The 13,438-nt window shown below is 38.1% G+C and carries 15 protein-coding genes; 6 read left to right on the forward strand and 9 right to left on the reverse strand.

Annotated features, from left to right (window positions below):
• Positions 1-387: TonB-dependent receptor plug domain-containing protein (locus tag P20480_RS17575; protein ID WP_033024956.1), on the reverse strand; the 387-nt coding region annotated here is incomplete at its 3' end.
• Between the two features lie 207 nt (positions 388-594).
• On the opposite strand from P20480_RS17575, the gene P20480_RS15545 reads away from it, so the two are divergent.
• Complete coding sequence (locus P20480_RS15545) at positions 595-2,406, forward strand: protein kinase domain-containing protein (protein ID WP_033024960.1); 1,812 nt, start codon at positions 595-597, stop codon at positions 2,404-2,406.
• Positions 2,407-2,458: 52 nt separating this feature from the next.
• Here P20480_RS15545 and P20480_RS15540 read toward each other — a convergent pair whose 3' ends face one another.
• Together P20480_RS15540 and P20480_RS15535 are read right to left on the reverse strand one after the other, a co-directional pair.
• A complete protein-coding gene (locus P20480_RS15540; RefSeq protein ID WP_008126964.1) occupies positions 2,459-2,980 on the reverse strand; it encodes a hypothetical protein in 522 nt (173 codons plus the stop codon).
• A gap of 3 nt (positions 2,981-2,983) precedes the next feature.
• A complete protein-coding gene (locus P20480_RS15535) occupies positions 2,984-3,988 on the reverse strand; it encodes a YHYH protein (RefSeq protein ID WP_008126965.1) in 1,005 nt (334 codons plus the stop codon).
• A gap of 158 nt (positions 3,989-4,146) precedes the next feature.
• Here P20480_RS15535 and P20480_RS15530 point away from each other — a divergent pair, with 158 nt between their 5' ends.
• A complete protein-coding gene (locus tag P20480_RS15530) occupies positions 4,147-4,578 on the forward strand; it encodes a DUF3859 domain-containing protein (RefSeq protein WP_008126967.1) in 432 nt (143 codons plus the stop codon).
• 136 nt (positions 4,579-4,714) lie between these two features.
• Here P20480_RS15530 and P20480_RS15525 read toward each other — a convergent pair whose 3' ends face one another.
• The 3 genes from P20480_RS15525 to acuR all read right to left on the reverse strand — a co-directional run bounded on the left by P20480_RS15525 (position 4,715) and on the right by acuR (position 6,881).
• The gene (locus tag P20480_RS15525; protein ID WP_008126969.1) at positions 4,715-5,131 is read right to left on the reverse strand and encodes a VF530 family protein; all 417 of its coding nucleotides are present in this window, start codon (positions 5,129-5,131) and stop codon (positions 4,715-4,717) included.
• 72 nt (positions 5,132-5,203) lie between these two features.
• The gene (gene acuI / locus P20480_RS15520) at positions 5,204-6,196 is read right to left on the reverse strand and encodes an acrylyl-CoA reductase (NADPH) (protein ID WP_008126971.1); all 993 of its coding nucleotides are present in this window, start codon (positions 6,194-6,196) and stop codon (positions 5,204-5,206) included.
• 49 nt (positions 6,197-6,245) lie between these two features.
• Complete coding sequence (acuR, locus tag P20480_RS15515) at positions 6,246-6,881, reverse strand: acrylate utilization transcriptional regulator AcuR (RefSeq protein WP_008126972.1); 636 nt, start codon at positions 6,879-6,881, stop codon at positions 6,246-6,248.
• A gap of 366 nt (positions 6,882-7,247) precedes the next feature.
• Between acuR and rmf the strand changes: the two genes are divergently transcribed.
• Positions 7,248-7,418: a ribosome modulation factor gene (rmf, locus tag P20480_RS15510; RefSeq protein WP_004586522.1), complete on the forward strand. Its 171-nt coding sequence runs from the start codon at positions 7,248-7,250 to the stop codon at positions 7,416-7,418.
• A gap of 68 nt (positions 7,419-7,486) precedes the next feature.
• On the opposite strand, the gene fabA is transcribed toward rmf, so the two are convergent.
• The gene (gene fabA / locus P20480_RS15505; protein ID WP_006792937.1) at positions 7,487-8,002 is read right to left on the reverse strand and encodes a bifunctional 3-hydroxydecanoyl-ACP dehydratase/trans-2-decenoyl-ACP isomerase; all 516 of its coding nucleotides are present in this window, start codon (positions 8,000-8,002) and stop codon (positions 7,487-7,489) included.
• A 203-nt stretch (positions 8,003-8,205) separates the two neighbouring features.
• Here fabA and P20480_RS15500 point away from each other — a divergent pair, with 203 nt between their 5' ends.
• The 3 genes from P20480_RS15500 to P20480_RS15490 are packed head-to-tail and all read left to right on the forward strand — an operon-like array spanning position 8,206 to position 10,311.
• Complete coding sequence (locus tag P20480_RS15500) at positions 8,206-9,063, forward strand: 6-carboxytetrahydropterin synthase (protein ID WP_008126980.1); 858 nt, start codon at positions 8,206-8,208, stop codon at positions 9,061-9,063.
• On the forward strand, positions 9,056-9,874 hold the full coding sequence (locus P20480_RS15495; RefSeq protein ID WP_008126982.1) for a M23 family metallopeptidase: 819 nt from the start codon (positions 9,056-9,058) through the stop codon (positions 9,872-9,874). The genes P20480_RS15500 and P20480_RS15495 overlap by 8 nt, the downstream gene beginning before the upstream one ends.
• Positions 9,875-9,879: 5 nt before the next feature.
• Entirely contained in the window at positions 9,880-10,311 is a 432-nt protein-coding gene (locus tag P20480_RS15490) for an acyl-CoA thioesterase (protein ID WP_006792940.1), read from the forward strand.
• Positions 10,312-10,495: 184 nt separating this feature from the next.
• Here the strand turns inward: P20480_RS15490 and P20480_RS15485 are convergent, their stop codons facing one another.
• A complete protein-coding gene (locus tag P20480_RS15485) occupies positions 10,496-11,818 on the reverse strand; it encodes a Na+/H+ antiporter family protein (protein WP_008126987.1) in 1,323 nt (440 codons plus the stop codon).
• Between the two features lie 8 nt (positions 11,819-11,826).
• The coding region (locus tag P20480_RS17580; RefSeq protein ID WP_033024958.1) for a transglutaminase TgpA family protein at positions 11,827-13,438 on the reverse strand (1,612 nt) is incomplete at its 5' end.

Raw genomic sequence — 13,438 nt, forward strand, 5'->3', positions numbered from 1 at the left:
AATGGTAGAAATAGATTCGGGAATTATAAAGTTTAGATCTGTGTAACCTTGGCCATGTCCGTGGCTACGCATGTTGATAGGCATACCATCGATACTTGTGGCAAAGTCGGTCCCATGGTCTAAGTTAAATCCTCTAATAAAGTATTGGTTTGCTTTACCTGAGCCACTGTGTTGAGTAACCGCCATCCCCGGAATGAGCTCTAACATTTCAGCGCTTCTTAGCATTGGGCGCTGCTCAATTTCACCTTGGCCAATAATGCCGCTAGAGGCACTGATTGATTCGCCAATTAAACCATCACGGTGCCCATATACAGTGAGCTTTTCTATATTGGCATGTACATAACCGCTATATAATGTGCCGATAGTTAAAATTGCTAATGTTTTCATCCTTAAAGTCCTATCTATTATGTTTACTATTCAGTGCTGTTTAAATTAAAACGACTAAGTAAACCTTTTGGATGCAACATTGAGTGTTTTATTATTCAAATAGGGCTTAAGTTTGAAAACTATATTGGTGCTATTGTAATGTCGTTATATAAAACTAATAATCAGAGTGTAAAACTTACCAGTAATCACATAATTAGAGAGCCTGTATTGAAAGCCAAAGAAATTCGAAATTTTTACATTAACGAAGAGCAATCCGTATATTTGCTGTCGCATCGTGATGCTAAAAAACATCGCCAGTGGCTTAATATTTGTATTAAACAACTTACTTTGCTTGGTTATAAAAATGTAGAAATGATTGGCTCAGGTGCATTTGGGTTTGTATTTGCAGGTGAAGACGACAAAGGCTTGCCTTGGGTGTTTAAGTTTTCACGGATTACGCTTGCTCAAAGTGTACGTGACCGTCTTGAAGACGAAGCGTATATGCTTTCACAAATTAATAATCCGCTTGTGCCTAAATTTTATGCGTTTGAGCGCATTAAAAAGCAGGGCATATTAATGATGGCGCGCGCCATGGGAGAAGACCTTGAAAAAGTGTCGCTTAAAGAGGGGCGATTTAGCGCAGCTAAAATAATGGCATTAGCCGTTAAATTACGTAATGTGTTACTTGATTTAAGTAACCACAAAAATGGCTTAAGTGCTCAACCAATTGTGCATGGAGATATAAAACCTTCAAATTTGGTGTGGGATGCGCAAACAGACGCTTTATCTTTAGTTGATTGGGGGAGTTCAGTATATGCCCAATTACACAGTAACGGTGAGCCCGTAGCCAGTAACTTTATGGATTTAATGTCGGGAGATTTAAGCACGACCAATGCACGTATGGGAGATGTGTACTTTATAGGCGAAGCGCAAATGTCGGGTGAGCAATCATCCCCGCGGTTTGATGAGCAAGGTGTTGCAGCAACTTTATATGCATTAGCGTCTGCACAGTCTTGCCGATTTGGTGCGCAGGCTATTCCTGCAATTTCTTTAGGGCTACCTATAGAGCTCGCTAACGTTATAGATGGCATGCTCAGTAAAAGCAAAACAGTACGTGATGCTGCAGGCGATTACTTTATACGTAATATACCAACAATGGCAAAAGCGTATTTACCCGATCTTAAATTAACACAGCAAAAAGCCGCCATCCCGTTTTGGTACGGTACCGATGAAGCGCCAGATACTGTAGTTTATAGCTCGCGTAAACAGTTTTTACGCCAAGCTGACCACAACCAACAGTTACTAGATGTAAATGATGCCCAGTTAGACCGATACTACAAAGAATTTTTATTTGATTCTGGCGACACCGAAAAAGCATTTTTGGCCTCCATAAGCCGGCTTGCGAAATACCCAGCCGTAGGAGGGCTTAGTTTTCATTGGAAAGATGAATCGTTGTTTATTGAGTCGTCATTAATAATGCACGATGAGTCACTAGGCAAAGCATTTACAGATTCAATAAACAATACAGTGATGTTAGCCCAAGCAATTAACCAAAAAGGGCTATTTAAATGTTGTTTATTTGATGCACGTAAAACCATTCAATTAGAGCGAGATGGCACCGGTGCATTTAAGTTTGATAGTCTTCCTGAGCTAGATTATGAAGTTGTTAGCGTTAAAGCTAACGAAATAACCCGACCACATTCATACTTTGAAGATGGTAAAGATCCCGATGAGCAATTACAGCTTCCTAAAAAAGTTATTAAATGTGTATTTGAGCTAAACCAAATACACCATACCGGCTGTATTATTTTTGAAGCCTTGCCCGACAGAATGAAAATTCACCACTACTACAGGCTACTCGACTCGACAAAAGAGGCCGAATTTAAACGTTTGTTAAATAAACTAATGCAATATGCTGTAAACATTACCGATGTGGGCGTTGCGGGCTTTATGAAGCTACCCTATAAAAATACACGAGAGTTTGATTTGTGTGCACAACAAGCTGAGCAATTCTTTCCTAAAAACCCAAAACGCGTATAACGTGTCAGCTTTTGTAATGGGTTTATTTGGCTTGGTAAATCAGCCTAATACTTTAAAATAACTCACTATGCGGAGACAATGGCTCTAGCTCAAATTGATGAATAAGCTGTTGCTGTTTATTGGTAGCGGTAATTTTATAAGTTTGTTTACTACGGTTATTGGCAAATAAATTAATATTGAATTTTATATTGTTTGTCATTAGAGGTGTGAATCTGCCGGTAATGGTAATTTGATCAACAAATGTATTGTTACCGCTGTGCGCCGTTTCTGGATGTAATAACAGCCCTTCAATCAAAAAGCGATATTGCTGATCAGACAAATACACGTGCTTTTTAACCTGTTTACTAATGTGATTACGGTATTTATTAAATTCAGTGAGTGAAAGTGTCCCATCGTTGTTTTCGTAAACGCCTAATAATGACGACGCAGGAAGCGACAGCACAACAAACACGTGCTCTTCAACAACATTAAGAGTGCCGTGTTGTGCAACTATTAAGTGAGCATGTGTTTTTTGAGGTATACAAAAAGCGATAATAATTACCCCAATGTTATGTATTAATTTTGAAAGGCGCATAACTTAAAGCTCTCCTTTTACACAACGCTGAAAAAACGGGTAAGTGTCAGTTGCATAGTAGTGATAAATACCATCTGGAAATTCCGGTGTTACGCCAATACGGCCATTGCATTCATCTAAATCGCCCGAACCTGCAACATATTCCCAGTCTTGTGCAAATGTTCCTAATGGGTATATGTCGGTAGAAGGTCTGTTTGTACTGACTGTGGTAACGTGTTGGTAACTTCCTGTCATTGCAACGAGTTCAGAAGTGGCGTCGGTTGGATCTGAGTAGCCATAACGTGCATAAATAGGGAAGCCGTCTGCAGCCCAGCCGATTAGTGTCATGGTTGTTTCATTACCGCCTTGCATTGTTATAAACCCTTCGGGCATTCCATGGTAATGATACGTCCCATCTGGTTGCACATGGGCATTGTTAGCATCTGTGCCAAAACTAAATGTAGTTTGGCTTAAAGCTTCTATATTCCAGTTGCCGCTATTATCACCTAGGTCGCAATTTTCACCTGAGTCATCACAGCTACCACCTGTGCCGGCATCAATTTTAACGCCATTTAAAACAAGCCCTGTTATACCGCGCGGGCCGCCCATCATTGTAGCGGATGATGATTGAATCGGTGTTAATGTAAAGCTTTGACTCACTGATTGTTCTGCGATGGTATTGGGGTTAGCCGGATTAGGAAAAGTGCCTACGTCGTGGTCAGGAATTCCATTAGCAATGATGTCACGCGTTGTGCCTGTGCATGTCCAGTCAGCTGAGCTTGTTGTTTGTACAGAGTCAGCGTTGTTGTATTCATTGTAAGCGTACTCACATAAAACATTGTGTGTAGAACCATTTGCATCAACATTTGAACCGTCAACTGTTGTGCTATCAGTTATTACGTCACTTATTGAAGTGCTTTGCTCAGAACCACCGCATGCAACAAGTGATGAGATTGCAGTAAAGGCCACAATTAGTTTAAATTGTGCAACTGAATTTTTAGAAATACTATTTACTAGGGATGTACTCATAACTTTGAACTCACTGATAAAGAGATCAAAATATTATTCTGTAATTGTGCAAGCAATGTGCAAATATAAATGAAAATTATGTAAGTAAACTTTTATATAAGACTAAACCAACGGTTTATTATAAAATTTTGGTATATAAGTAAGTACAGGTTGGATAAATGGCAAAGTTAAAACCCAGCGTTACGCTCCAGAGTTATGGTATTTATTCAATTTGGGATAGTAGTAGCAAGGCTCTTCCACAAATTGAGCAATTCACTACTGATGTGATTGCTGAAATAGACGTAGAATTTGGGCTAATAGTAAATATAAAAAAAGCCAAAGGTGAAAAACTACATTTTTGTATTTACCATCCAGACATACCTAACGAAGAGGGGGATGTTATGCCGCCCTTTGAAGGCGTTGAATACGTTAAAGATAACGATTGGCACTTTTATCTTGGTGATACATTATGGGAGCCTATTGGCAATAAGCTAGGCCCATGGCGAATGACTTTAACGATGAATAATAAAACAATTGCAGATAAAACATTTAATGTTGCATTAGAAGCGCAACAAACAGAAGTAGATTTTTGGAAAAAGCGCGGGTACTAGTTCCTAGGCACAACGGCAACATAGGTTTAAATAAGCTAACTTATTCGGTTTACATAGTTATTGTGCTGCAACGCTAAGAACTAGTTACAACAAGGCATAAAAAAAGCCAATAAATATTGGCTTTTTAAACTCACTCTTAATTACCCCAAGGGTTACTTGGATTAGACCGTTGTTTGCGTTCTCGCGCACGTTGTTTAGTGGCTTTTTTAGCTTGAATGCGTTTTGCGTCACTAAAGCTTAGTTCACAAGGTTCACCTGGTTTATGTTCGGCCGGTATAACACGATCACGCGGCGGTAATTCGTACTGAACATCATCTGGTTTAGGCAAGTTTTTAAGGCGGTATAGGTAAAAATTTTCGACCTTTTCTTGTGCCCATTGGGTTTTACGTAAAAATTTTACAGCAGATTTAATATCCGGATTATTTTTAAAACAATTAAGCTGTAAGTAAGCGTGCAGGAGTTCCCACCCATATTGCTCAACCAGCTCTTCCACCACTTGTTCTAGTTTTACGCCTTGCAGTGGATTATTACTGAAAAGTTCTTGGTTGCTCATAGGTGTTGCCTCGTTATTAAAATACAAAGTGTATTATAAATTTAATAACGAGGCTTTAATAGTGTAAATAGCCTAACCTTGGCAATTAACTACAACGCGGCCACGAATTTTACCTTCCATGAGTTGCTCGGCATTTTCAATTACTTGCTCGAGTGTAATTTCTGTTGAAATTTTATCTAAATAGTCAGCTTTTACTAATGTAGATAGTCTTTCCCATGCTTCAATTCTGTCTGCTTTTGGTCGCATAACACTATCGATTCCGATAAGTGAAACACCTCGTAAAATAAAGGGCGCGACTGATGCGGGTAAATCCATGCCTTGAGCTAAACCACACGCAGTGACTACACCACCGTATTTAAGCGACGCACAAATATTTGCAAGCGTATGGCTGCCAACAGAATCTATAGCTGCAGCAAAACGTTCTTTTTGAAGCGGTTTCCCCGGGTTTGATAACTCATCTCTGTTAATTATTTGAGATGCACCAAGCTCTTTTAAGTACTCGCTTTGATCTACTCGTCCTGTGGCGGCGGTTACGTTATAGCCGAGCTGACTTAATAAATAAATAGCAAAACTGCCAACACCACCGTTTGCACCTGTAACTAAAATTTCACCATCGTCAGGTTTAACTCCTTGTTTTTCGAGTGCTATAACGCTCAACATAGCGGTATAACCGGCAGTCCCAATTTGCATTGCTTGTTTTGGACTAATAGCAGCGGGTAGGGGAATTAACCAGTCACTATTTAGCGCTGCTTTTTGTGCAAGGCCGCCCCAATGTTTTTCGCCAACACCAAAACCATTTAAAATAACATGATCGCCATTTTTAAATTCATCGCTGGTGGAGGTTGTTACAGTGCCTACTAAATCTATACCGGGCACCATCGGAAAGGTTCTCACTACCGGGCCTTTACCTGTAATGGCTAGACCGTCTTTATAGTTTAATGTGCTGTACAACACATTTATTGTGGTATTTTCGTCAGGTAAATCATTTTCGTTAAGCTGCGATAAAGAAGCGCTGTAGTTATTGTCTTCTTTATTAATAACAATGGCTTTAATTGGGTTATTCATATCATATCCTTTTAGACCGATCGTCTTTTAATTGGTAAATAAAAGTGCATTATGTAAGTAATGCACGCAAAAACATTTCAGTGTATAACGTAAGGGGTGTACTTGACTTGGTAAGTTTTGCTCGCATTACTGCGCCTTCCCAACCAATCCAAAAGTACTCGCTCATTAATTGTGTATTTACAGTTTTAGAAATAGTGCCTTGCTGTTTAGCTTGATTTAAACAGTTTTCAATTTGTATTTGCCAAGCCGTGTAGCTTTGCATTAAGCGATTTTTAAATTCGTCGCTCAAGTGATTTAATTCTTGGTTTAAATTACCGACTAAGCAACCGCGTTTGTAATCGTACTTACCCATGCCTTTAATGGCACTTTGTGTAAAGTTTACTATGCGTTCCAGTGGGGGAATATTTTGTTGATCGAGGTAATGGTTTAGCTTTGCAATAAAGTAACTGTCGTAGGCGTCAACCAACGCAATGCCATAGGCTTCTTTGCTTTTAAAGTAATGGTAAAAAGAGCCTTTGGGTACTGAGGCTTTTTTTAATATTGTATCGAGTCCTGTGGCACTAAAGCCAAACTCTGTTAACGTTTCTAAACCTGTACGTATAAGTAACGCTTTAGTATCGGCGTTATCTCTGGCTATTTTAGGAGGACGGCCACGTCGTGGAGTTACTGTATTATTTTTGTTCATACCTACATATTAGACCGATCGGCTTTTAATGTGCAAGTACTAAATTCATCTGTTTAAAAATATTTTATGAATTACATTTTTGTTTGAACTTCAGTTATTTTTATTAGTCAATAATTATGGTTGATACACAAATTGTGCGACTTAGTAATTAATGATTTTAGATAGATGCTTAAGTTGTTTATTGTAGTGGTATGACCAGGTTGATTCTTTAAATGTTAATTCATTTTTGCATCAGCAGCTTAGTTAATGTCAAACTAATTTAATTGTTTTTGTTATTTGAACTTTACATTTTTATTAACTATTCATTAATTGTAGATTTCACTTATGCTACAAAATATATAACTATAAAAGGTGAGGATAATACCGATGAAGAGACAGAAAAGAGATCGTTTAGAAAGAGCTCATTCTCAAGGTTTCAAAGCAGGTTTAGCAGGTCGTTCTAAAGAGCTATGCCCTTATCAACAGATAGATCCAAAGTCAGAGTGGTTAGGTGGATGGCGAGAGGCAATTGAAAATCGAAATATGTATAAAACCTAATTATTACCCAAATTTAAGCAAAAAGGCCTCCAAATTGGAGGCCTTTTTGTATTTATATTGTAAATCTATTAAAAAGACGTGGTGTCTTGAAATAAACCTACTTTTAAATCTTTGGCTTCATATATTACGCGGCCGTCTACTTCAACAGTGCCATCTGCAACACCCATGAAGAGTTTACGTTTAATTACGCGTTTCATTTCAAGGCGGTAGGTTACTTTTTTAGACGTTGGAAGTATTTGGCCTGTAAATTTAACTTCACCTACACCTAAAGCGCGGCCAAGACCAGGACCACCTGACCAACCAAGATAAAAACCCACTAGTTGCCACATTGCATCAAGGCCTAAACACCCTGGCATAACAGGGTCACCTTTAAAGTGACAATCAAAAAACCAAAGGGTCGGGTCAATATCAAGCTCAGCAATTATTTCACCTTTACCGTGGCTTCCACCATCAGCATTTATAGAGGTAATGCGGTCCATCATTAACATGTTATCGCTAGGTAAACGACAGTTGCCTTCACCAAACATTTCACCTTGACCACATAGGATCAATTCTTCTTTTGTATAGCTGTTTTTAGGTTCCATAACTCTTTATCTTCGCTTAGAAATTGCCCGTACTTTAGCGTACACTTGTACGCTAAACAACTCGGAGCAGTTAAATACCTACTATATTGAGTATTAAATCATCAATCAAACAATGCGTTAGGTTTTTGCTTTATAAAACCGCGCAATTACAATCAAAAATCATTATAATTAACGCTGTCTTATAACTAGTCTAAAGGAAGTTTATGATCCTTTTTGTTAACTCACTTACTGTGATAGATTTTTCTTACTTATGTAACAAACGCGGCGCCGTTGGCGAGAGCTGGATTGTTGATTTAACTTTGCACGGTAAACTTAACGACGAGTCTATGGTGTTAGACTTTGGATTAGTTAAAAAACAAATTAAAGGTATTATTGATGAATGTATTGATCACCGTTTAGCTATTCCTAATAGCATAAATGGTTCAGTGACTGAATTTGATGAGCACAAAACACTAGATTGCACTTTTGGCGACAACCACCACTTGGCAATGAGTGCACCGCATCAAGCCTATTGTATGATTGATGCCGATGAAATTAATGTGGAGTCGGTAACTGCATTTTTAGTTGATACTATTTTACCTAAGTTGCCTTCAAACATAGAAAAAATAGAGTTATCGTTAAAACCAGAACATAGCCAAAGCTTTTATTATCATTATAGTCATGGTCTTAAAAAACATGATGGTAATTGCCAGCGCATTATTCATGGTCATCGTTCTCAAATAGGTATAAGCCTAGACGGTATTTCCATGCCTCGATTACAAAAAGAATGGGCAATGCAGTGGGAAGATATATACCTAGCAACAAGTGAAGACCAAATAGAACCACAAAACTTAAAGCATATTAGCGCAAGAGATAATGATGTTTGTTTTGCTTATACATCAGCTCAAGGCTATTTCGAAATGGCCATTTGTGAAACGCGTTGTGATATTTTACCGATAGACACAACCGTTGAATGTATTGCGGGGTATATTGCAGGGCAAGTTAAAGCCAAGCACCCTGAACAAAATGTTAAAATAACCGCGTATGAAGGGGTTGGCAAAGGAGCAATTAGTTATGCTTAAGTCACTCTTATCTGCGTTGGTTTTAGCAACATTTAGTGTAAATTCGTTAGCTGTTGAGCTAAAAGGGCACCTTACTCAAGGCGGCTTAGTAACAGGAAAGCTTAGTGATGTGCAGTCTGTTAGTTTAAACGACACACCGTTAAAGCTTTCAAAAAATGGTGATTTTGTATTTGGTTTTGGCCGTGACGCAAAAACAAATCATACACTTAGCTGGGTTGATACGAATGGCAAAAAGCATACCCAGAATCTTATTATTACCAAGCGTGATTACAACATTGACAAAATAACGGGTGTTGCAAAAAAATACGTTTCTCCGCCTAAATCTGTAAGTGAACGTATAAGCAGAGAAGCGGTTGCGGTAAGAAATGCCCGTGCTGTTAATTCAGACCTTACTTACTTTTTAGACCCAGTATTAAAACCTGCACAAGGGCGAATTTCGGGTGTGTATGGCAGCCAGCGTTACTTTAATGGTGAACCACGTCGCGCGCATTTTGGTTTAGATATAGCTAACAAAATTGGTTCGCCAGTGTATGCGCCAATTGGTGGCACTGTTGTTTTTGCAGAACCCGATTTATATTATTCTGGCGGAACACTTATTTTAGATCATGGCCATGGTATTACCTCTACTTACATACATTTAAGTAAGTTAGATGTAAACGTGGGTGATAAAGTTAAACAAGGTAATAAAGTTGCTGAAATTGGTGCAACCGGCCGAGTTACAGGCCCGCATTTAGATTGGCGCTTTAACTGGAAAGGCGAACGCCTTGATCCAGGCTTATTAATGCAAGATACGTTAGCCAACAAAAAGTAGAGACTATGACAGACGTAAATCGCGATGCAATTATTGCTCAGCGTATAAAAGATTCAACTACATCAGTTACAAAAACGGTATTCCCAGGGCGTACCAATCATCACAATACACTATTTGGTGGCGATGCATTAGCATGGATGGACGAGGTTGCATTTATTGCTGCAACGCGTTTTTGCCGTAAGCCCTTGGTAACTATTTCGTCTGATAGAGTAGACTTTAAAGAAGCAATACCTGCAGGTACATTTGCTGAACTAATAGCTAAAGTTGTGCATGTTGGTAACACTAGCTTAAAAGTAGATGTTGATATACTACTTGAAACAATGCACAAAGATGATAAACACTCGGCTATAAGCGGTAGTTTTACATTTGTTGCTGTAGATGATAATCATAGGCCAACACCGGTTGTTTGCGCCAAAATGATTAACGGTTTTAAGTAAAATTAATACAAAAATATAAGCACCCGAATAGGTGCTTATATTTAAGGCGCAAAAGAACACATCATACTATTTTTATTTTAAGATTAATCTTAGCATCGAAAATATATGTCAAAGAAAGTTAAACAGGGAATAAGAGGCTTATTACATAATAAATAAGCCTCTTAAATTGAAGGTTTTAGGATACTCAAAGTACCATTGCTGCAATCCAGCCGAATAGTAATAGTGGAATATTAAAGTGTATAAAGGTGGGGACGACCGAATCCCAAATATGGTCGTGCTGACCATCTGCGTTTAAACCAGATGTTGGCCCAAGTGTTGAGTCTGAAGCAGGTGAGCCTGCATCGCCTAGAGCGCCAGCAGTTCCAACTAAAGCAGCTGTTGCCATTACTGAAAAACCAAGCTCTAGGCATAAAGGAACAAATAAGGTCGCAATAATGGGTACCGTTGAAAAAGAGCTTCCAATTCCCATGGTGATAAGTAAACCAACTAATAAAATTACCGCAGCTGCTATAGGCTTATTTCCATCAAACAAACTAGCGCCGCTGTTGACCAAGCTTTGTATATCACCCGTCGCTTGCATAACTGATGCAAAACCTTGCGCCGATATCATGATAAAACCAATCATGGCCATCATGGCTACGCCTTTACTAAATACGTCTCCATTTTCTTCCCATTTAACAATACCAAATAGGCTAAAAATCATAACGCCTACTAAGCCTCCAAGTATCATTGAGCCACTTATGTTTTGTGCAATTAACGATGTAATAACAGCAAAAGAGCCAACTAACATGACTTTTTTTGGATTTTTTATAGGTTCATGGTTGCTCTGGTTAGTAACTGTGATCGATTTATAAGTACGTTGTTTTTTATAAGTAAAAAATACAGCAATGAGTAGGCCAATAAACATTCCTAACGCAGGAATAATCATTGCTACGGGTACACTGGTATTTACAATTTGGAGGCCGTTATCTACAAGATTTTTATGTAAAATTGAATATAAGTAAATCCCACCAAAACCATAGGGGAGTACCATGTAGGACGAGGCTAAACCAAATGTTAAAATACACGCGATGGCACGTCGATCGAGTTTTAATTTATTAAATACAACCAACAAAGGCGGGATCAAAATTGGGATGAACGCTATGTGCACGGGCACCAAGTTTTGTGATGAGATAGCGCACGCTAATATAATCATTAAAATAAAATAACTAAGTAATGTTTGGCTGCCTTGCCCTCTAGCATCTACTTTAGCTAATAATTTATCTGCTAATATGCGGGTTAAACCAGACTTTGATATTGCAACTGCAAATGCGCCAAGCATTGCATAACTTAAGGCAATTTCAGCGCCAGCTGACAAACCCGAATTAAATGCATCTAAACTTTCTTTTATTCCTAAACCAGCAGTTAACCCAGCAACTAAAGCAGACAATGTCATAGCTACAATAACATTGACACGAACCAAGGTAAGCGCAAGCATTAAAATCACGCCAACAACAACAGCATTCATAGTTTTCTCTATTTTGAACTTTTAATTAATTTTATCAGATCTTTAGCTTTGGTTTTGCGCTCTTTGGTAAACGGTTTGTTAGCATAACGGCTGTTTTCGAATAATTGTTTAAATTCTATTAGCTCCTTAGACACGTTAGGTCTTTGCTTTGCCATATGATCAAGTTGTTGTGACGGACTAAGAGAGTCGGCCGATGTAATTTTGTTTTTATTTCCCCAATCAAAAACTTCATTATAGGCTTTAACTATAGGGGGGAGTTTAACTGGTTTTGTTTTTGGCCAGTTTAAATAAACAAAGTAAATTGCAAAACTTAACCCAGCTGTAATTAATACAACTAAAGGCACCATCCAACTTTTTTTATTACCAAAGATGGATTTTAAAAAATCATTTTGTTTTTCTTGATCAAAGCCAAGCACCCAACTAGACCATTGATAATCTAGTTGCTCTAGTTCAAGCCTTAACCAGTTTATTGCTGCAAATTTACTTAAGCTAACTAAGCCGAAATCTAAATTATTTTTAAATTCTTCGTTTAGCTCTTGGTTTTGGGAAAGCGATCCATTTAACCGCTCGGGAGCAACAACAGCAGTGGCATCAAAAATAGTCCAGCCGGTATTTTGTAAATATACTTCAACCCAAGCATGGGCGTCATATTGGCGAACAGTAAGCGTGTTATTGTCGCTATTATATTCACCACCTAAATAACCACTGACTACACGTGCAGGTATGCCCGCAACCCTAAAAATATAAGCAGCGGCACTGGCATAATGCCCGCAAAAGCCACGTTTATTATCAAATAAAAATTGGTCTAGTGTATTATCGCCACTCATTGGGGTCGGCGTTAATGTATAGGTAAAGTTTTGTTCTACAAAGTACGCTAGTAATGCGTCATAAAAAGCCTGCTCATTGGTGTCTTGTTCTTTTAACTGCAAAGCAAACTTATTAGTTTTAATATTTTGCTTTAAACTTAAAAATGTATATCTATTTCTTTCAAATTCGTTAAGTGAATCTACTGAAAATTGATAACTTGCCACATCATATTGCAGGCTTTTTGCTTGGTAACTGTTTTTCCTTAATAATCCAAGCGCATTAGCGCTTACATTTTTACTATTGCTGGTTGAATAAGTTAAGCCATAAAGCCATTTTTGCGTTGCAGGTTCTGCAATGACTGAATAGTTTGCAATAAGTATGCTTTTTTTGGATATTAAGTTTTGGTTTGTTTGTTGGTTACTGTATTTTAAAAAATCAGACGCAAGCCATGCATTGCCATTAAATTCATCATGAATAATTGCACGCCAATAGTAAGGTGTTGCAGGCGGGGGATTATTAAAAGTAGCTCTAAATACTAGTTCATCTGAGTTAGACAATTTAGCAATATCAAACGGATCTACTTGCTCAGAAAGCCCAGTTTTAGCAAGTTTTGGCCCGGGTAATTGCCAAAACGCAGGCATTTTTGGTAAAAACAACAGTAAAAAAACAGCCAGTGGTAACGCCATTAATAATAACTTTGAACTTTGTTTAGCGCTTATTTTTAAATTATGTTTAGATTCTAATAAACCCATTACTGAAAAATTTATTACATATAAAAAGCTAACAACTGCAGTGGTAAATATAGTTTGGCTA

This window comes from Pseudoalteromonas sp. BSi20480 (assembly GCF_000241365.1).
Classification (GTDB): domain Bacteria; phylum Pseudomonadota; class Gammaproteobacteria; order Enterobacterales; family Alteromonadaceae; genus Pseudoalteromonas; species Pseudoalteromonas marina.